Below are 21,096 nucleotides of genomic sequence, written 5' to 3'. Positions count from 1 at the left end.
GATAATTGACAATTGATTAATTGGGTCTAAAACCTCTTCGTTTACGAAGAAATTAAAAAAGATTTTCCTTAATTTCAATCCTCTTCTTTTAAGGAGAGGTCATTATCCATTGTTCATTATCCATTGTCAATTTGTGAACGTTTCTTCCCTCACAAGAGAGGCAACTAAACCCGCCCTCATTAAGCCTTGGGTTAAAACCCAAGTCTCAAAGCGAAAGTCGTCTTTAGACGACTGCATATCTAGTCTTAGTCCATTTTAATGGACTTAAGCTATGAGCCAAGAACTTGAGTTCTTGGCGGGTGTCGGGGCTTACCGACAAAGGTGCAAAATATCAGATTTAACCCTCGTAGTCAATCTGTTTTAATTTATGCCAGAACTGTTGGGCTAATCAACGAATGACAAATGACCAATGACCAAGCTACCCTAGGGAAGCGGGATTTGACTGAGTTTGGTTTCAGTTATGGCAGGACATAGTAAATGGGCAAATATTAAGCGCCAGAAGGCGAGAGTGGATGCGGTGAAGGGAAAAACCTTTGCCAAACTCTCACGAGAAATCATTGTAGCTGCCCGTAGCGGCGTTCCTGACCCGAATGGGAATTTTCGCTTACGCACCGCGATTGAGAAGGCAAAGGCGGCGGGTATTCCTAATGATAATATTGACCGGGCGATCGCGAAAGGGTCGGGTCAATTTGATAGTGGTAGCGACAACCTAGAAGAAATTCGCTATGAAGGGTATGGTCCTTACGGTGTGGCTATTCTAATTGAAGCCCTTACCGATAATCGTAACCGCACGGCAGCAGATTTGCGATCAGCATTTACGAAGAATGGCGGGAATCTAGGGGAAACGGGTTGTGTTAGTTGGATGTTTGAACAAAAAGGTGTGGTGACAGTAGCGGGTGAGGTTCCTGAGGATCAGTTATTGGAAGCGTCACTAGCTGGTGGAGCCCAAACTTATGAGTGGATAGAAGACGACGAGGAACCGGGGGTGGAAGTTGTAACCGAGGTGACGAATCTGGAACACCTGAATCAAACCTTACAGGATCAAGGCTTTACCGTGCGCGATGCTGAGTTACGCTGGATACCGGGAAATAGCGTCGAAATTACTGATCCAGATGTGGCGCGATCGCTCCTAAAATTAATGGATGCCCTCGATGAGTTGGATGATGTGCAAAACGTCACCGCTAATTTTGAAATGGCAGATGATTTGGTGTCGTTGACAATGGCGTAAGCCATCGTAGGGGTGAAATAGATTCTACGGTTAAATCGGGCGCACATCGGTGCGCCCCTACATTTCTGGTTGTTTAACCCCTCTTTTTGGTGATCCAGACGCAGTTCACCAGAAGGGGGTTGACGCAGGGATTCGGGGGTTTGTTGACCCACGGCGCCTTTAGCAACCGTCACTCCCCCATCCACGAGCCATAGTGCTCCGGTGACATAGCTGGCTTGCTCAGAAGCTAGAAACGCACAAACATTGGCAATTTCCTCTGGTGTTCCCCGTCGTCCCATCGGTGCCGCCATGATCAGGGTTTCCTCCATCTGAGCGTCCATGGGACCAGTTTCTTTGTGAGTCCAGGCGGTATCAATGGCACCTGGACAGTAACAGTTCGCCCGCACTCCATATTTGGCTTGTTCAACGGCTACACCTTTGACAAAGGCGTGCATCCACCCTTTCGTTCCGCCGTAGGGAGAATTTTGTGCTACTCCATTAAAGCCGGCTTCTGAGCCAGCACAAACAATGTTACCCCGACTTTTTTGCAAGTGTGGTAGGGCGTACTTGGTCATCAGGAATGCCGATCGCAGGTTCATCTTCAGGGTTTGATCAAATGCCTCAATCGGATAGTCTTCAGTTTGGGCAGTTGCCAGAAACACACCGGCATTATTTACCAAAATATCCAGCGTCCCGTATTGGTTAATCGTCGCTTCCACACAGGCTTGAGCTTGATTGGTTTCTGAGACATCCCCTCGATCCGCGATCGCCTCCCCGCCAAAGTCGTTGATTGCCTTTGCCACCTCCTCAACTGGATCATCCGGTAGTCCATTGACAACCACCTTAGCGCCTTCTTTGGCAAATTTATGCGCGATCGCTTCCCCGATACCTGTTCCCGCACCCGTCACGATGGCGACTTTTCCTTCTAGCAGTCTACTCACGATCTAAACCTCTTCCCACGACTATTTCTACTCTGTTCTTGTTTTCAAATCATCTCAAATCAATTTTTTATACATCTATCTTTAGGATGATTTTAGCTGGGAATATTTGGAAAATTGGCGATAGTCTAGCAAAGGTTCTTAACTAATGATGTAACCTCAACCTTTTGATAACCAATACTGATAAATCAAGTTCTATCTATTGATAGATTTTTCGCCAAAGGTATAGTAAGCTAGTATTTGTAAAGATTTGTAAACCACTCACTCATATAAGAAAAATGGATCGGCGTAGATTACTCAAGTACTTGTCAATCGGTGTAGCTGGAACCTCCTTAACCGCTGCCGTACAGTCTCTCGTATCAGCATCTGGTGGGGGAGGTGCTGCATGGGGTTATACCGGATCACTTGGACCGAGTAATTGGGGAAGTCTTGATCCAGCTTATGCGGTTTGTGGAACGGGAACACGACAATCTCCAATCGCTCTAACCAATCCCATTGGGGTCGATTTTGAAGACGACTTTATCATTAACTACAACTCGTTTTCCCCAACTATTCGGGATACTGGTAAGACTATCCAAGTTGACTGTCCTCCCGGCAGTACTCTGACCTTGGATGGTAAAATATTTAATTTAATCCAATTTCACTTCCACGCTCCCTGTGAACATACTATAAATAACGAAGTTACGGAGATGGAAGTTCACCTAGTTCATCAACGTACAGATGCACAGGGAAACGTAGAACTAGCGGTTATTGGCAGGCTCATGGAAGTGGGTAGTTCTGGTACTAACTCTGAGATGGCAAAGATTTTGAACAACCTACCCGCCTCAGGTGGAACAACATCACCCTCAGTAACCATCAATCCTAAAAAGTTTCTTCCTCAGGATGGTTTGATAGGCAGTCTCCTGCCCCTCCTGGCCACCCCGCCCAAATATTATCGGTATTCTGGTTCTCTCACCACACCCCCTTGCTCAGAAATTGTGAATTGGCTTGTATATAAAGATACGATGAGAATTACATCAGGACAATTCGCCAACTTTACAAACCTATATTCCAATAATTCCAGACCTGTGCAAGAAAGGAACGGTCGGCTCGTACTCAAGGATTAATTAAATCCACCTTTACAGACAAGGGAGACGAGAAAGAATGTTGCGGGTTAGCAGATATTGCTAACCCAAACAAACTACTAATTCTTAACCCCCAACCGCCGCCAGGGTAGTGGGTTGAGCAGGTGTAGCCTCTTGTTCTCCGAGGCGATTGTGATAAAGTTGGGCTAAACGCTGTTCGTATTCTGCCAACTCCTTTTCAATCTGAGTAAACAGGACTGTTGACGTGGGATCTGTGAATTGTTTCCGCAGATTATAAGCATCGACAACACCAGTTTGAATGTCACCCAAGGCATGGCGTAAAATTGATAAACTTTCGCTTGGTTGCAGCCAATTTTGTAAGGTGGCGTAGGCGTCTGTCGCCACTTCCGGAATAGATTCAAATGCCTGAAAATCTCTCAAACGATTTTCCAGCATGATAATGTGATGCTGCTTATTTTCGATGATTTCTTGCAGTAGCGATCGCAACTCGACATCAGCCACTTTTTGGGTATAATACTCAAAGGCTTTTCGCCCATATCGTTCCCCAGCTAAAGCCGTATTCAATCCATTAACAATGTCGCTTTTGCTACTACCCCCCCAAGCTTCTGCCAATTGCCACCATTGAGCCGTCGTATCCTTTTCATCGGGTAACGCTTGATCCGGAATACCTAAACCCAATCGGGTGAGAATTGCTGTGGTAAATATTGCCAAATCACCGGGTTGACGAGAGGTAATCAGATTACCATCCACCACTAAAGGTTCATCCACATAATTAGCACCGGCGTTCGTCATATCCTTGCGAATGGAGAGAAATCCGGTAGCATTTTTGCCCTGAAGTAAATCCCCTTCAATTAATACTTGGGGACCGTGGCACACCGCCGCGACGAGCTTATTCAACTCCATGGCTCCTTGCACAAATTGTACGGCATTAGGGTTATTTCGCATCGTATCCGGCGCCATCCCTCCGGGGATAACTACGGCGTCGAAACTTTCTGGACGTGCTTCGGTTACTGTACCATCAGGTTTAATCGAAACCTTCCCTTGTTTTCCCTGATAGGTTTCATTCATGCGCGAACCCAGAACCACAACCTGTGCCCCTGCTTGTTGCAGCGCTTGATAAGGAATTTGAAACTCGGAATCTTCAAAATTCTGATCAATCAGAATGGCAACTTTTTTGGCTCTATTATCGGTTATCATCATCAGAATTGTTAACGACTTGATCGGGTAAAATATTGGACTTGTATTCTTTCAGCCACGAATAATACGACGGGCTAAACAGGTATTATGGATTAAGTATTCTCAGCTTATGAACGGTTCCGGAAAAAGTCATCTCTCAAAAGAAAGAAATAGGGTTCGCTCTGGGGTAATAAACCGATTTACCTGGGAAACGCTAAGCTGTTGGGTGGGAGTAGTAACCTACTGCCGTAGTACAGCTAAAATTGTGGAATAGATTTGACGGTGAAATTGGGCGCACACCGTGCGCCCCTACAATACTAATCCACCATTTTAGGTGTGCCACGCTACTACTGGACTGACACAGCTAAAATTGAGGAATAGGTTGTAGGTTGGGAAAACGCAAGGAAACCTAACAAAAGATAGGGCTAAAGCCCTTACTACGAAAGAACCAAAGCTAATCTATACAAATTAGCTGTGTCACACCACTACTAAGGAGATATGGATGGAACCTGAAAACATAAACCAATCCCAGTCAAACCCGATATCATCAGACGAAAGTCAGGTTGAAGAATCGAGAAACCGTATGGCAAGCGGCGAACCCACCACTACCGATATAGATGCTAACCTCTACCAGGCAAAAGTAAGCGGCGACGAAGCGATTGGGGGTTTAGCATCTACACCGGAGCAAAATGTAACCCAGGAGATAGAGCGAGTAGTTGGTGTGGCAGGCGCTCAAAAAGAACCGGCGCAAGTCACGGATAAGCTAAAACGGCGGGATGAGAAGCGTTGGGAATTAGATCCGAAGTCCTCTGAAGATTATCAAGAACACGGACTATAGAATGTTGGTTGGCGTAATAGCAATTAGCGGCAGATAATACCCAATCCGCCTTTATCAATGGATAATTAATAATTGATAATTGACAATTGATTAATTGGGTCTAATACCTCTTCGTTTACGAAGAAATTAAAAAAGATTTTCCTTAATTTTAATCTTCTTCTTTTAAGGAGAGGTCATTATCCATTGTTCATTATCCATTGTCAATTTGTGAATACCCCCTTTTGAACAGGCGATTGAAATCGCGGAACTACACAAACTTTCGTCCCCATGCGCGGACTGAGCTATAACAGGGGCAGCTAACCCGGATTTGGTATAAGAAGTCAAAAGTTACAAGCAATAATTTTGAGTATTGAAGCCTACACTGAGCTTACGCTACGGTGTTGGTAATTCACGCGCTAATCGTATGAATGTTGAGCAAGTTCGTTCCGCCTGGGATTTTTGTCGGAATCCCAGCGATAATCAAAATCTTGTCTCCCGCTACCACTAAATTCCGTTTTAATAACTGAGTTTGGGCTTGATTAACTAGCTCTTCAAAAGACTCAACTTCTTGCTCGATTAACAGGGGTTTAACCCCCCAAACTAAATTCAAGTTGTGGTAAATTTCCAGATTAGGAGTTAGAGCAATAACAGGCACTCCTGGACGCTCGGCGGCGGCTAGTTTGGCGGTGTGTCCTGTACTGGTGAAAGCCGCAATACAGCGCAAATCCATAATCTTATCAATCGTGTTGAGCGCTTCACTCAGGGCATTGGCTTCACTGGTTGCGGCTGGGGGATAGTTGACAAACTTAATTTCTGGTTCCACATCCGTGGCAATACGGGCTAGCATTGTCACGGCTTTAAGTGGATATTTACCCACGGCTGACTCCCCGGAAAGCATCACCGCATCGGTGCCATCAATAATTGCATTAGCCACATCACTGGCTTCAGCACGAGTTGGACGGGGATTATTAATCATACTGTCGAGCATTTGGGTGGCTGTGATTACCGGAATCCCCTTTTGGTTACAAATCCGAATAATTTTCTTTTGCAGAAACGGGACTTTTTCCGGACTCATTTCTACACCCAAATCTCCCCGTGCTACCATGATACCGTCACTTTCATTAATAATGGCTTCTAAGTTCGCGATCGCTTGAGGTTTTTCGATTTTGGCAATCACAGGTAGGGATGAAGCATTGTGTTGCTGGAGAAATCCTTTGAGAGTACGGATATCTTCCGCAGAACGAACAAAGCTTAAGGACACCCAGTCTACCCCTTGAGCAATGCCAAATTCCAAATCTTGTCGGTCTTTGTCTGTCATTGAGGGTAAGCGATTTAGGCTCAATCCGGGCAGGTTAACACCTTTACGGCTTTTGAGTATCCCCCCTTCGACGACTTGACACTTAACACTATTGCCCTCAATTTCCTCAACCCGAAGCTCTAAGAGTCCATCATCCAGCAGAATCTGCACTCCGGGTTCTGCTTCTTGAGCCAAGTGGGGATAGTCGATAGCAACTGTTTTCGGTTGATGATTGAATTCCGAAATGGGAACTAAGGAAATCAATTCTCCTTGAACCAGATCAAGTCGTGCATCGGGCAGTTTCCCGACTCTAATTTTCGGTCCTTGTAAGTCTTGGAGTAACGTAATCGGTGTATCTAATTCCTCTTCAATAGAGCGTAGCAAAGAAATCGTGTGAGCATGGTCATCATAGCTACCATGGGAGAAGTTCAACCGTGCCACATTCATTCCCACTTGCACCATTTGCTTGAGGATGTCTGGTGAATTACTTGCAGGACCAATGGTAGCAACGATTTTAGTGCGATTACTTAGAGGTTTCATCATTATCAATTATCCCTAAATTGTGGTAGGGGCACGGCAATGCCGTGCCCTATTATCTTATTTATCTCGTCCCGTTATCTCTTCCCGTCTATTTACGCTGGTTTCATCGTCACAATACCATACGCATCCGTTGCCAGATAATCCTGGGCAGCCTGTTGAATCTCGTGGGCATTGACGGCTTGAATGCGAGCCGGATAATTTAATGCTGGGGTTAAATCACCTAATTGGGAGTGATAATAACCATATAGACTGGTGCGATCGCTCGGTTTCTCATTACTGAAAATAAATCGATTCGCCACCTGGGTGCTAATTCTGGCAATGTCCGCTCCATCGACGAATTCCGTTTGTAACCGACGAATATGTTCCCCAATCGCCGCTTCCACAATTTCCAAGTTCTCTGTGGGAAGCTGGGCGGAAATGTAAAATATCCCCTGTAGCTGCTGAGTCATATTACTCACCCCAATATGAGTCACCAGTTTACGGTCTTCGCGCAAATCTCGCACCAACCGCGACATCCGCCCCTGTCCTAAGATAGCGGCTAAAACATCTAACGGATAGGTACTCTCCAACTGTTTTAATCCCGGTACTCGCCAAACCATGACCAATCGCGCCTGCTGTAATGTCGAGTCTACATACTCTTGGCGCACAATGTCGGTAAACGGCGCTTCTGGCTTATAGGTAAGACGGGATGATTGGGGATTGGGTGAAGCATTCGCGTTGGGATTTTGACCGACAACCGATAAATCTGGGCGCATAAGCTTCGCCCCTACGTGGGCAAATCCCTGCACTACTGTGTCAATCAACTCCTCCACGGGTAAATTGCCCACCGCTACGGCTGTCATCGTTTTGGGCTGATACCAGGTGCTGTGAAAGTCTCGCATCTGCTGAGAGGTTAAGGATTCAATCACAGATGTCGGTCCAAGTACCGGGCGACGGTAGGGGAGGTAGTCAAAGCTGGTTTCTAACGCCCGCCGAAAGGTGCGGCGACGGGGACTATCTTCCGAACGCCGAATTTCTTCTAACACCACTAACCGTTCCCGTTCAAAGGCGTCATCGGGAATCAGAGGATTTAACACCACATCCAGTTGCAAGGGCGCGAGTTGAGCAAAATCCTTCGGTGCTGTGGTGATGTAGTAATGGGTGTAATCATGACTCGTTGCCGCATTGGTCACTGCACCACGTTCTTCAATCAGCCGCTCAAACTCGCCACTGTTTAGGCGTGGTGTTCCCTTAAAAACCATGTGTTCGAGAAAATGTGCCATACCGTTAATCGGGTCAGATTCAACGGCAGAACCCACATTCACCCAGACATTCAGGTTAACCGCATCGACAGGCATCTGCTCTGCCACAATGGTTAGACCATTAGGTAATGTCTCAAGGGTTGGGGCATTTAGAGGTGGAGTTTTGAGCAGAGTTGAGGTCATCTGTTACTCGCTTGCTTTGCAGTTGTGCCATGTTTCTCTATCTTAATGGCTTTGTCAGATTCCCCCGGCATATCCTAGGGAAAGCTGGTCAAGCTACGGGAGAAGTTGACAATCCCCGCCCTATAAGAGCGGGGATTCTTCCGTCATAGGGATTCCAGTGAATTTACCCTCAGAAAGCATCTTGACCGTGTGTCCCACGGCTGCAAGTCCACGAATACAGACTACTTGAGCGGCTGCAACGTCTCTATCGGTTGTATAGCCACAATGACCACATGAATGGATGCGCTGGGATAGCAACTTTTTACCCGTTTCTGTTAGGCAGTTGGGGCATATCTGACTTGTTTTCCTAGCATCAGTTTTGAGGAAAAATACACCACGTTTAAAGCAGCATTGCTCTAGTATTTGCAAGAATTGACCCCAGCCAGCATCTAGGCAATGTTTACCTAGCATCCCTTTGGCTAACGCCTTAAGGTTAAGTGATTCAGCGAATATCATACCCGCCCAATCACAAAGGTTATGAGCTAACTCCCAGTGGTAATCTTTTCTGATGTTGGCTATCCGTTCATGCAATCGACTTACTTTGGCTTGTGCTTTTTTCCGGTTATTACTTCCTAAGCGCTTTTTAGATACTCGCTTTTGCAGCAATTTAAGCTTGTTTTCAAGTTTCCTAAAAGGCTTGGGATTAGGGAATAATTTCCCGTTAGACACAGCGACAAAATGACTAATCCCTACATCTATCCCTATCGCTTCCCCGTGGGGTGTTGGCTGAGGCACATCTAGATCCCACTGTAGGGTTAGCATGACATACCAACCAGATGCACGTTTAACCACACGGGCTTGCTTGATGGTTGCCCCTTCTGGGATTGGGCGCGATTGGTTAAATTTAACTAACCCAATCTTGGGCAATTTAACCGCGCTCCCTTGGATTGGCTCAACGCCTAACTGAGGAAACACAAATGACCGCATTGTCCCAACTTTTTTAAACCGTGGGAACCCGTGTCCATTTTCCCACATACCGACAAACGCTTTTTCTAGGCGCTTAAGTGTCTGCTGTAGTACATGGACTTGGACGGCTTTAAGCGCTGGAATGTTAGCCCGTGCAACGGTTAAACCACGGCATTGACTTGCGTATGTAGGGCGTTTAGTATCAGCCGGGATGATGTATTCAGATCGGAGTGAGCAAGCGTTAATTTGACAGCTACGGGATTTAAACCAGTCTTTGCGCTCACAAAGGGCATAATTGTAAACTTTGCGGCATCTTTCTAGCCATTCTTCAAAAACGGCTACTTGATTTTTAGTTGGCTTAAGTTTGAACTCGTAGGTTAAATTAAACAATTGCATCACCTCCTAACACCATTATACAACTGTTTGACAAAATAACAGGACGATTTATCAAATAAAAAGCCGCCCTATAAGGACGGGGCTTGTATCCCCAATTTTCGGTCAAGCCAGCTAGACGACCATAACGCACGCGATCGCGCGATGAGTGCGCCAGATTTCTCTGTGAGTCTCTACCTGATTTTAAACTCAATAGCCCTTGACGCGCCCCAGTAAACCGTCGTTCTGGTGCCGGTTCTGTCAGACGTGCCAACCATTGGGAAAAATGGGGAGTGAGATTAACACAATGGCTAAATTGTAAGCGCATCTGATGTTGGGGTAAATCAGCCGGTGCTATTCCCGTTAACAAATGAATTAATGTCGCCCCTAATCCATAGAGATCCGAGGCGGGAACCACTTTTCCCCAAAGTTGTTCTGGTGGTGCATAGCCACTGGTTCCCACTACTGTAAATGTTACACCTTCTGCTGTTGCTCGGTCTTGTACGGCACCAAAATCAACCAGATAAATCTGTCCATCCTGACCTAAAATTAAATTACTCGGTTTAATATCACGGTGAAATACAGGGGGCGAGAGTTCATGCATATAAATAAGAATCTCTAAAATACTCTCGGCAATTTGACAAACGTCCGCTTCTGTGAATCGTTTTCCCTGATCTAATAGCGTTTGCAAAGAGTCCCCAGGAATATAGTCTTGGACTAAGCCAAACCAAGGTAACCCCTCGCCCAGTTGCTTTTCGATGGTAAAGGAACCGCGACAATCGGGAATTCGGGGATGATTAAGATGCTGAAGAACTTGCGTTTCTCGTTCAAATAGCTTTAACTCATCCCAATGCATCTGAGGATTAAACGCTAACAGCTTCACCACGACGGGTTGCGGCGGTGACAGGCAAATATCTTGGGCTAACCAAGTTTGACGCCCCGCATTTTGTCCTAATTTTTTTTCGAGTTGATAACGTTGTGCTAACAGTTGTTTTATCATTTGTCATTCCTTATTAGATAGGAAACAGGGAATTGATAATTGATAATTGATAATTGATAATTGATAATTGATAATTGATAATTGATAATTGATAATTGATAATTGATAATTCAGAAAAGCCATCCTTGAAGTTCCTGAACTAACCAGCGCCGCTCGTTTTCGGTTAAGGTTTCACCGAAGGAATAGGAAATCATCCAATTTTCGAGCCGGATCTCTGTAAAGGGAATCAATTGGATGCTTTTGATGTCAGCAACTTGACCGATATGACGCTGATAGGTTAACCCAAACAGTTCTCGTTCAATAATGAAATGTTCTTGAGTCAAGTCAAGACAATAACACCCGAACAGATGACGCAAATTATAGGCGACTTCATCTTGCACTTTGCCTAACTCCTGGTTGGTATCCCGCCAGAGCCATCCCATAAACGCAACCAGGGGGAGCAGGAGAAGAAATAACGTGCCATTCTGGGATAAGGTGGAAAATACTCCGATGCCTAATCCTAAAAAGATTAACCCGAATAGTAATAAAAGCGGGAGTGAACAAGCCGTGAGCAGTAAGTCACCCCCTAGTTTGAGAATCTCCAGGAGCGATCGCTTGGGTTGGGGAATTTTCAGGCTAAGCTGCTGGGGTGATTTCTTTAGCTGAACGCGGCTACCCTTAGGTTGAGGTAGATTAGTTAGGGAACGTTGGGGATAACGATGGTGATTCAGTGCTAAGAGCGCCTCAGCCGCACTCCTAAATCGCTCGTCTAAATCTGGTGCAGTCAAGGCGTCTATCCAACGAATCAACTGGGGATCAACCGAAACGCGATCGCTCCATTGAATCCGTAAATCTTGTTGGGGTAAGTCAGCCGGGGTAATCCCAGTGAGTAAATGAATTAAGGTTGCGCCTAAAGCGTACAAATCTGAGGCGGGTACAGCCTTTCCCCAAAACTGTTCCAAGGGAGTATAGCCCGTCGTTCCCACCACCGTAAACGTTACCCCTTCTGTCACCGCCCGATTTTGCACCGCACCAAAATCGACCAGATATATTTGCCCATCATCCGCCAAAATTAAGTTACTGGGTTTGATATCCCGATGTAGCACCGGAGGCTGTAAGCCATGCAAATAACTTAGAATCTCTAACACCGATTCAGCAATACCCTTCACTTGCTCTTGGCTGAACCGTTTACCTTGATCTAATAGTTGCCGTAGGCAAGTCCCCGGAATGCATTGTTGGACTAATCCGAACCAATACAAGCCCTCTCCTACCTGACTATCCAAAGAAAAATAATCCCGATAGCGGGGAATTTGAGGATGGGTTAGCTGTTGGAGAACCTGAGCTTCGCGTTCAAACAACTTAAACTCATCCCACTGCATCTGAGGGTTAAATGCCAACAGCTTAACAATCACCGATTCTGGCGGGGATACAGAATGGTCAAACGCCAACCAGGTTTGGCGTCCAGGGTTATTGCCAAAGGGATGGTGAAGGTGATAGCGATCGCATAAGACCTGTTGTGCTTGCAGCATTTCCCGTGTAAGTCGTGACGTACTCCTACAGTCAATCAAAGATTAGCCCTGAGCGTAGTCGAAGGGCTAATCTGTAGGCTTCTCCTCCCTTTACGGGATTCGCGTTTTATAGTGAGGCGAACGCCCAACCCCACTTTTTTAATAAGTATCCCAGAGTTAACATCCCGTGGCATTTGGATACCGCAATGAGGGCAACTGTGCCAGCGATCAGATAATTCTTTAGGAACTTCGTTTAGACAATTTGCACAATATTGCGATGTACCTGCTGGGTTAACCTTAATCACCTGCCTACCAGCTTTCGCGGCTTTGTCAGGCAAGATTTCATTCAGGAACCCAGCTATCCCAGCATCAGCAAAACTTTTGTTTAGACCCGATTTGGCAGCCTGCCCATTAGCCAGGAATGTTCCATCAAGAGCTTGTTTAGGCTTGTTGCGTCGGATCAGGTTAGCAATTTTTAAGTCTTCGATAAAGATGACATCCGCCTTATTTACCAATTCGCCAGCTAACTCAAAATGCCATTGTTTCCTCTGTCTGGCAATTTTTTGATGAAGCTTGGCTATACGCTCGTTGAGCTTACGACGGGAGGTCGAGCCTTTCGGTCTTAATTCCCGTTTGGCTTGAAGTCTCCCTAATTTTTCTTCAGAGTGTCTGTAAAACCTAGGAGGCTCTTTGGTGTCACCATCCGAGCAAGCAATGAAATATTCTAGCCCAGCATCTACCCCGATACTGTTGGCTTCAGTTGGCTGGATGTCGATGGTTGGAGTATCAGGTACAGATTTATCTTCTAAGGTTAAAGTCACATAGAAGCCGTCAGCCTTTTTTGTAACATAAGCTCGTTTAATGGTAAACCCATCGGGAATAGGGCGATGCTGGATTAATTTAACCTCACCTAGCTTAGGTAAAGTGATTCGATTACCCTGGATGCAATCAGGTTTAACTCTAGAGTAAGCATAAGTCCGGTAACGGTTTTTACCTTTAAACCTTGGTTTGCCGCTACGCTTACCTTTGCTGTCTCCCCTGATAAACCTTTTGAACGCCAGGTCTACTCGCTTCACCATGTCCTGTAGGACATCAGCGTGAATATCCGCGTACCATTCCCTCTCTTTTTTGAGAGATACCAGAGAGCGTTTCTGACCATAGTATTCAGGTTGTTCTCTGGGTTTAGCAATACTACAAATTAATGGGCAAGTATTAACAGGGCAGCGGTTCATCTGCCACCAGTCGAACCTATCTGCCAACAGATAGTTGTATTGGCAGCGCAGCATATCGAGCCACTTATTTATGCGGCAACGCTGCAAATAGGTCGGCAATAGCTTGAACTGGTGAGCAAGTTTCATGCTACTATTGTATTGCAGGTGTACGTAATTTTGCAATAGATAAAAAGTATATCTCTTCGCATATCCGATAGAGAAAATCAGCACTTTGAGTAATATTGCCGCATCACAGAAAGGACTCAGAGTGATGTGTTAAGGGAATACATTAGGGCTTTGTCTATCTCAGGGGCATTGAACCCCCAAGGGCAGATCCCGCATTCAGATCAACGCGCTCATCAAAGATTTCAGCGTGAGGCTCCTGCGGATGATAGCTGATCAAGCCTATTTCTCTACTTTAACCCTATTCCTATCGGTTGATCCTTTCTCAGGAGATGATATGCTCCCCCAGCTTCCCCGTGTTTTCCCCTCATTTACTTGAAAACTGCTGCAAATCGGCTATCCTAGCCTAGGATATCGTTCACCAGAAAACCCACTATGAACAGGAAAAATCGCGTTAGCCGTCGTCATTTTTGGCAAATGTGTGCTAGTCCGCTAGTTACAGCGAGTTTATTCACCCTAGCCTTTCCTACTACTCCTGTGAGTGCTGGTGTCGATCAGTTTCAAATCTGCGCCGCAGAACTCTTGCGTGCGGGTATCTCTAGGGAAAATGCAGCAAGAACTTGTGCTGAGGCGCTTTATCCCAAGGATTTATCTCTGTGTGTCCTGAAAATCGAGGAGTTAACGCCAGTTGCTGCTGATGAAGCCTTATTTGCTTGTATGCGCGTCCGGCGTCCCAAGGAATTGGCAAGCTGTATGGTTAATATTAACCAGCGTACTCAAGGCTCTGATCCACTCTTGGTGCTGGCGAACTGTCGCAGCACTATTCGCCCCTTGCGTTTTTCCGAATGCGTAATTGGTTTGAGTCGCGAAATTGATTTTTCTTTGCCAAGTGCGCTAGCCACCTGTATTGATGCTGAGGATTTTCCCCGTTAAGTAGGGGCGTTAGCGACGTAAGGAGCGTCACGACTGAATGGGAATTTCAATCACAAACTCTGTACCGTTTCCCATTTCACTCGTGACAAGTAATTGACCTTGGTGCTTTTCCACGATGATTTGGTAACTAATCGTCAATCCTAAACCCGTTCCAGAACCGACTGGTTTGGTGCTAAAGAAGGGATCGAATATCCTCTTGCGTATATCTTCTGTTATTCCTAATCCGTTATCGGCAATACGGATAATAATATTTGTCTGTTCGACAATCTCTGTACTAATCCAAATCCTAGGGGTTAGGGATTGTTCCTGATGGAGTCGCGATCGCAAAAATTCTCCCTCCTCCCCCTCCTCTCCCTCATCCCTTCTAATTGACCCCAAATTACTCCCCCGTCTGCCATACTTCTCATCTAAAGCATCAATAGCATTAGTCAGGATATTCATAAACACTTGGTTGAGCTGACTAGCATAACATTTGACTTGAGGTAAATTGCTGTAGTTTTTGATTACCTTAATCCTAGGTCGTCCCGGTTTAGCATCTAAGTGGTACTGTAAGAGCAAGAGTGTGTTATCGATATTTTGATTAATATCAATGAACTTTAACTCAGCCTCATGCAGATGAAAAAAATTCTTGAGCAACAATACAGTTTTGCGGATGCGCTCAGCACCCACCTGCATAGAGTCCAGAAGTTGAGGTAAATCGGATTGAATAAACTCTAACTCAATCGCCTGGATTTGGGTAGTAATTTTCTCGGTCGGATGGGTATAAGTTTCTTGATAAAGCGTGATTAAATCAAAAAGTTGTTGAATATATTCATTGGCGTGATAAAGATTTCCGTAGATGAAATTGATGGGATTATTAATTTCATGAGCAATACCCGCTGCTATTTTGCCAAAGGAGGACATTTTCTCAGCTTGAATCAGTTTAACTTCAGTTTCTTGCAGCTTTTGTAGCGCCTTTTCAAGTTCCAAAGATCTCTGCTTTTCTTGCTGTTGGGATTGTAACAAGTGTTCATTTTTGACTTGCAGTTCCTTTTGCAGGTTTCGTAGGGTCAGATGAGTCTGGATTCGGCTGACAACCTCTTCCGGCTGAATCGGTTTCGTAATATAATCAACCGCGCCAATTTCAAATCCCTGAACTTTTTTGATTGTATCTGATAGTGCTGTCATAAAAATGACTGGAATATCCCGCATTGAGGGATTACTTTTCAGTCGTTTACATACCTCAAATCCATCAATTCCAGGCATCATCACATCCAGCAGGATCAGATCAGGTTGAGCCGCTTCAACTCGCTGGATCGCCGTTTCCCCATCCGTGGCGACAAGTACCTTGAAGCCAGATTTTGTCAAATAATTAAACAGAAAACTTAGATTCGTTGGATTATCTTCAACAACTAGCAGGTTGCCTTGAGCTATTTTATGATTCATTTCTTTGACTGTTTTTTTTTGGTATTCTTACAGTAAAAATGCTCCCTTTGTTAATCTCACTGGTTACTTTTATCTCACCCCCAAAACCTTTTAATATCTGCATACAAGTATAAATACCCAGTCCTGTACCTGTGGGTTGATTTTCCTGTTTTTCTTCACCTTTAAATGGTTTAGTTGTATAAAACGGGTCAAAAATTTTGGCTAGATTTTCTGGAGCTATACCACAGCCTGTATCTTGAACATCAATGTAAACGTTTTCTTCGTCTTGTCGGGTGATAATTGTTAACTTTTGTTCCGGCTTACCCCACATAGCATCTAGAGCATTACTGATTAAATTATCAAAAATTTGAGATATTTCAGTATAGACTAAAGGAATTGATGGAATAGTATCATCCCAGAAATAGCATTTTTTTACCTGATGTTTAAACTGGAGATTAGCCTGCCAAAAATCTAGTTCTTTATTTAAAATTTCATTAATATTGAGTGGAGTTAACTCCAAGGAGTGATCCATTATACTTTTATGCATGAGATTATCCAGTATTTTACTCATATCCCAGGCAGCTTCAGCCATCTTATCAACATAAGCGAGTGTCATTTTTTGAGAAATATCTTCTCCGGTCATTTCTCCAGTTGCCAAACATTTGTAAGATAAAATAAGCTGAATGCGATTTCTTAAATTATGCACAATTCCTTGAGTAAGCCGTCCAATCAAAGCTGTTTTCTCTTGTTCAATGAGTTGTTGAGTTCTCGCTTGCACAATTTCTTCCAGATTCTGATTAAGGTGCGCGAGTTCCTCTGTTTTCTTTTGCAGTTGATTTTGCAGGTTATGGAGTCTGAGGTGAGTTTGAATTCGGATCAAAACTTCTTCCTGATGAATGGGCTTAGTGATATAATCGACTGCACCAAGATTAAATCCCTGGACTTTATCTACTGTGTCAGAAAGCGCTGTCATGAAAACAATGGGAATGTCTTGAGTGGATGGATTTTCTTTCAACCGTTTGCAGGCTTCAAATCCATCAATTCCCGGCATCATTATATCTAAAATGATTAAATCCGGTTTAGTTACTTCGGCTCGTTTAATTGCACTTTCACCATCTAAAGCAACAAATATCTTGAATCCGGATTGAGTCAAGAAATCAAATAATATTCCCAGGTTGTGAGGTTGATCGTCAACGATCAAAAGTCGGCTGGTTTCAGATGTTTGATTATCCATAGTAATTAAGGGGAGGAGGGTAAGAGGGGAAAATGGTAAGAGTTTTTCTAAAATACCCTCTATAGGATATACGACTAAATCCGCACATAATAGGCACTTTAAATGACTTATGAATTATTATTACTTATCAGGTGTATTGATTTAGAATTCGCTCAATTTTTGGTAACTGGAAATCTTTAGCCAGAGAACGTATCTGTGTGGCAAAGGGAACCCAATCATTGTTTTCTTTTTGCCAATGCTGTGATTGGTCAATAATTCCTTGAATATCCCCCATTTCCAAGAGTTCCCACAAAATCGCTAGTTCCGAGGGGGGTGGAGGAACAAGGGGTATATCCTTGGTTTCCAGTTCAATAGTTGGGGAATCTCGATGTTCTTCATAAATTCCTTCAACACCTAAATGGACAATCAGTAATTCTAGGAGTTGCTGGATTGGCACAGGTTTTGAGAGAAAGTTTTGGCATCCAGCCGCTAAACTTTCCTGCTTAGTCGTTTCAAAAACATTAGCGGATATAGCAATAATAATCACCTTTTTGAGTTGGATCAATTGTCGCAGTCGCCGCGTTACTGTCAAGCCATCTAGTCCTGGCATGATTAAGTCCATTAATATCAGATCAGGCTGAACATCGACTGCCTTTTGTAAACAATCTTGACCATCGACGGCTTCAAAAATGTTCAACCCGAACGGTTCTAGCAGTTGTCGCAATAGAGAGCGATTAACGGCATTATCATCAACAATGAGAATATTTTGCTGTTGTCCTTTAACACCGATAAGTCGTCGAGGGCACAATTGTGCCGATGCTTGTCCTGGGGAAACGTCAGACAACTCTAAATCGAACCAGAATACACTACCTTGACCCAAATTACTGCTAACTTGAATCGCGCTACCCATAAGCTGAACCAGCTTCTGACTGATAGCAAGCCCCAATCCCGTGCCTTCTACCGCGTGGGTGCAATCGCTAACTTGATGGAAGGGTAAAAAGATTTCGCTTAATTTGTTCGGATCTATGCCAATCCCCGTATCTTCAACTTGAAAACGAATTCTGGTAATTGGGGAAGTTTTAAGTTTTGAGTTATCTCCCTCATCTCCCCCATCTTCAACATAGCCAACTCTAAACGTCACGCTACCTTGATCCGTAAACTTCACCGCATTGCTGAGTAAGTTGATCAATATCTGTCGCAGTCTTTTCTCATCAGCGATAACGCCTTGGGGGAGAGGAGATAAAAGTTCGTAAGTAAAATCAATTTCTTTTTGGGTAGCACGCAGCCGAAAAAGATTGGCAATGCTGCTGAGAAAATTCGGTAAATGAAACTCTGTCGGATTAAGTTCTAATTTTTGGGATTCAATTTTGGAGAGGTCTAAAATATCATTAATCAGCGTGAGCAAATGTTCGCCACATTGGTGAATAATGCTTAAATTATCCCGTTGATTTTCGGTTAAATTGGTATCGGTTTGCAGGAGTTGAGCATATCCTAAAATGCCGTTAAGGGGGGTTCTGAGTTCATGGCTCATCGTTGCCAGGAATTCACTTTTCGCCCGATTCGCCACCTCGGCGGCGTCTTTGGCTTGTTGCAGCGCCACTTCTATCTGTTTATGCGCCGTAATGTCGCGGCTAATGCTTAACACTGACCGAATCGTGCCATCGGAATTAAACTCAGGTACGATGTGAGAGTGAAAAAATTTCATGCCACTAGGTGTGGAAAAGTCATATTCAATGAGCTTTTCTTGTCCAGTGCTCAAGACAGATTGCAGCGCTTGATTCCAAAACTGGGCTTTCTCTGGCGGCATTCTCAACTCCAAATTGGTTTTACCGATAAAGTTTTTGGGGGAGAGTTCCGTTGTTTGTTCTATTGCCGGATTCACATAGAGATGACGCAATTGGTGGTCAAACCGTGCTATAATATCTGGTGAATTTTCCACCAACGCTCTAAATTGTTGTTCGCGGTGGTAGAGTGCCTCTTCAGTCTGCTTGCGATCGCTAATATCGCGGTTACTTGCCCGTTGACCCAACCAACGTCCATCCGCGCTATAGACGGGTTGACAAGCGTGGGCAATCCAACGGCTCGCTCCCGTGCGAGTGATAATGCGAAAGTCCGTGGAATAGACATGGGGGTTGTGTAACTGTTCGCGTATATGTTCAGCAATTGTCAGGCGATCATCGGGATGGACAATTGCCTCAAGTAATCGCGCATCCTGGAGGAATTCCTCAGCACTATAGCCGGTGATCCGTTGACATGAGGGAGAAACATAGATAAAGTTTCCATCTGGATCTCGCCAATACTCCCAGTCATAGGTAAAGTCAGCTACAGTGCGAAAGCGTTGTTCACTTTCTTGCAGGGCTTTTTGTGCCTGTTTACGTTCAGTAATATCGTGAGCAACGGCATAAATTAACCGTTCCTCCAAAAATGGCGCGGCTGTCCAAGAGAACCATTTGTAAGATCCATCTGGACAACGAAACCGATTCTCAAAAGACTTGATCGTGATCCCCTCGGCGAGTTTTTTCATTTGCGCCTGAGTCGCTTCCCGATCATCTGGATGAACCCATTTGATAAAGGGTTGGGCTTTTAAGGCGTCACAAGTAAAACCCAAGGTTTTCTCTAAAGCTGGGTTAACATCGATCAAGTATCCCTCAAAGTTGGCAATCATTAGTATATCCAGGGAGAGATTAAACAAGCGATCGCGTTCTCGCTGGATTTGTTGACGTTCCGTTAATTCGGCTTGAAGCTGGGAGTAAAGTTCAGCCTGCTGGATGGCGATTGTGACTTGAGTGGTTAATGACGTGAGCAGCTCGGCTTCATCAGGCTGCCATTTTCGAGTAGCTTTATACTGATGAGCAATCAGCAATCCCCACAGGGTTTCGTTCTGAAGAATCGGCACAATGAGTTTAGACTTAGCACCACACTGCCTGAGTGTATCAGCCAGACAGGGTAACATCTCATCCCGTTCAACATCGGCGACGGTATGAATTTCACCCTGACAGTAAAATTGATGACAGGCATAAGGAAAGATATACTCAGGTAGAGAATTTTCCTGGGGAACACAACAGTCTAGCGCTAAGGCTTGGGCGACAATTTTGCCCGTACCATCGCCCTGAGTGCGGTAAATCGCCACCTGATCACAAGCTAAAAATTGCTGAACTTGGGTTACTGTCGTATTGAGGATCTGATTCAGGTCTAAAGACTGGCGAATCTGTTGGGTGATCGCGCTGGTTAACCGCTCTTGTTCAGCTTGCAGGTGCAGTGCGGCTTCGGCGCGTTGGCGTTCCTGAATTTCCTGTTTTAAGTTTTCATTAGTACGCTGTAGTTCCTGGGTGCGCTCAACTACTCGTTGTTCTAACTCAGCGTTCAAGGTATGGATTTTGGCTTCAGCTTTTTTGCGATCGCTGATATCCATCACTGTACCCAGCATCCGCACCGCTTGACCCGTTTGATCATATAAAAATTTCCCTTTTGCCCCAATCCAGTGAATACTACCATCAGACCAAACCACCCGAAATTGCTGATCATACTCATGCTGCTCTAACCGAGAATGGTTCACGGCGCCTTTAAAGGCTTCTCGGTCATCCGGATGAATACAAGCTTCAACAGCCGCATCGCTACCATCAAATGTACCCGGAGTTAAACCAAACAGCACTTCATGACTCTTAGACCAACGAATCTGGTTTGTCAACAGATTCCAGTCCCAAATGCCCATCTGAGCAGCATCTAGTGCCAGGTTGAGGCGTTCTTCGCTTTGGCGCAACTCGGCTTCTACCTGCTTGCGTTCGGTAATAAGCTGCTACGCAGCTTAATTGTATAATATAAAGACAAGGTAAAGAGCGCGGTCGCCAGGATATGCCAGCTAAAAATCATCTGTCTCAAGAGCAGAAAGAAAGACTGATTAAACTCCTAAAGGAAGCTAATGAG

General features: G+C 44.8%; 14 protein-coding genes and 1 pseudogene. 4 read left to right on the top strand and 11 right to left on the bottom strand.

Annotated elements, in window-relative coordinates; all coding sequences use genetic code 11:
* Positions 1–460 precede the first annotated feature (460 nt).
* Positions 461–1,228, top strand: a complete 768-nt coding sequence (locus RLO19_RS06725) for a YebC/PmpR family DNA-binding transcriptional regulator (protein ID WP_446354948.1) — start codon at positions 461–463, stop codon at positions 1,226–1,228.
* Between the two features lie 62 nt (positions 1,229–1,290).
* Here the strand turns inward: RLO19_RS06725 and RLO19_RS06720 are convergent.
* Positions 1,291–2,148, bottom strand: a pseudogene (locus RLO19_RS06720) (SDR family NAD(P)-dependent oxidoreductase); the annotation flags it as partial.
* Positions 2,149–2,423: 275 nt separating this feature from the next.
* Between RLO19_RS06720 and RLO19_RS06715 the strand changes: the two are divergent.
* Entirely contained in the window at positions 2,424–3,251 is an 828-nt protein-coding gene (locus RLO19_RS06715; RefSeq protein WP_446354946.1) for a carbonic anhydrase, read from the top strand.
* Positions 3,252–3,335: 84 nt separating this feature from the next.
* Here RLO19_RS06715 and RLO19_RS06710 read toward each other — a convergent pair whose 3' ends face one another.
* The gene (locus RLO19_RS06710; RefSeq protein WP_446354944.1) at positions 3,336–4,430 is read right to left on the bottom strand and encodes a DJ-1/PfpI/YhbO family deglycase/protease; all 1,095 of its coding nucleotides are present in this window, start codon (positions 4,428–4,430) and stop codon (positions 3,336–3,338) included.
* Between the two features lie 478 nt (positions 4,431–4,908).
* Here RLO19_RS06710 and RLO19_RS06705 point away from each other — a divergent pair, with 478 nt between their 5' ends.
* Positions 4,909–5,244, top strand: a complete 336-nt coding sequence (locus RLO19_RS06705; RefSeq protein WP_446354942.1) for a DUF6335 family protein — start codon at positions 4,909–4,911, stop codon at positions 5,242–5,244.
* 388 nt (positions 5,245–5,632) lie between these two features.
* Here the strand turns inward: RLO19_RS06705 and pyk are convergent, their stop codons facing one another.
* The 6 genes from pyk to RLO19_RS06675 all read right to left on the bottom strand — a co-directional run bounded on the left by pyk (position 5,633) and on the right by RLO19_RS06675 (position 13,646).
* Positions 5,633–7,060, bottom strand: coding sequence for a pyruvate kinase (pyk, locus tag RLO19_RS06700; protein ID WP_446354950.1), 1,428 nt, complete (start codon positions 7,058–7,060; stop codon positions 5,633–5,635).
* A 92-nt stretch (positions 7,061–7,152) separates the two neighbouring features.
* Positions 7,153–8,484: a M16 family metallopeptidase gene (locus RLO19_RS06695; protein ID WP_446354941.1), complete on the bottom strand. Its 1,332-nt coding sequence runs from the start codon at positions 8,482–8,484 to the stop codon at positions 7,153–7,155.
* A gap of 120 nt (positions 8,485–8,604) precedes the next feature.
* Entirely contained in the window at positions 8,605–9,819 is a 1,215-nt protein-coding gene (locus RLO19_RS06690; RefSeq protein WP_446354939.1) for an RNA-guided endonuclease InsQ/TnpB family protein, read from the bottom strand.
* Entirely contained in the window at positions 9,812–10,801 is a 990-nt protein-coding gene (locus tag RLO19_RS06685) for a serine/threonine protein kinase (protein WP_446354937.1), read from the bottom strand. The genes RLO19_RS06690 and RLO19_RS06685 overlap by 8 nt, the downstream gene beginning before the upstream one ends.
* A gap of 110 nt (positions 10,802–10,911) precedes the next feature.
* Positions 10,912–12,309, bottom strand: a complete 1,398-nt coding sequence (locus RLO19_RS06680; RefSeq protein ID WP_446354936.1) for a serine/threonine protein kinase — start codon at positions 12,307–12,309, stop codon at positions 10,912–10,914.
* A gap of 35 nt (positions 12,310–12,344) precedes the next feature.
* Complete coding sequence (locus tag RLO19_RS06675) at positions 12,345–13,646, bottom strand: RNA-guided endonuclease InsQ/TnpB family protein (protein ID WP_446354935.1); 1,302 nt, start codon at positions 13,644–13,646, stop codon at positions 12,345–12,347.
* A gap of 411 nt (positions 13,647–14,057) precedes the next feature.
* On the opposite strand from RLO19_RS06675, the gene RLO19_RS06670 reads away from it, so the two are divergent.
* Entirely contained in the window at positions 14,058–14,555 is a 498-nt protein-coding gene (locus tag RLO19_RS06670) for a hypothetical protein (RefSeq protein ID WP_446354933.1), read from the top strand.
* Between the two features lie 27 nt (positions 14,556–14,582).
* Here RLO19_RS06670 and RLO19_RS06665 read toward each other — a convergent pair whose 3' ends face one another.
* The 3 genes from RLO19_RS06665 to RLO19_RS06655 all read right to left on the bottom strand — a co-directional run bounded on the left by RLO19_RS06665 (position 14,583) and on the right by RLO19_RS06655 (position 20,932).
* Positions 14,583–15,980, bottom strand: a complete 1,398-nt coding sequence (locus tag RLO19_RS06665) for a hybrid sensor histidine kinase/response regulator (RefSeq protein ID WP_446354932.1) — start codon at positions 15,978–15,980, stop codon at positions 14,583–14,585.
* Entirely contained in the window at positions 15,970–17,193 is a 1,224-nt protein-coding gene (locus RLO19_RS06660) for a hybrid sensor histidine kinase/response regulator (RefSeq protein WP_446354930.1), read from the bottom strand. Before RLO19_RS06660 ends, RLO19_RS06665 begins: the two co-directional genes overlap by 11 nt.
* 127 nt (positions 17,194–17,320) lie before the next feature.
* Positions 17,321–20,932, bottom strand: coding sequence for a PAS domain S-box protein (locus RLO19_RS06655; RefSeq protein ID WP_446354928.1), 3,612 nt, complete (start codon positions 20,930–20,932; stop codon positions 17,321–17,323).
* Positions 20,933–21,096 lie beyond the last annotated feature (164 nt).

The organism is Coleofasciculus sp. G2-EDA-02, assembly GCF_040226375.1.
In the GTDB taxonomy this organism is placed as follows: Bacteria; Cyanobacteriota; Cyanobacteriia; order Cyanobacteriales; family Coleofasciculaceae; genus Coleofasciculus.
The sequence above is the reverse complement of the archived record's forward strand: the minus strand, read 5'-3'. Positions and strand labels throughout refer to the sequence as shown.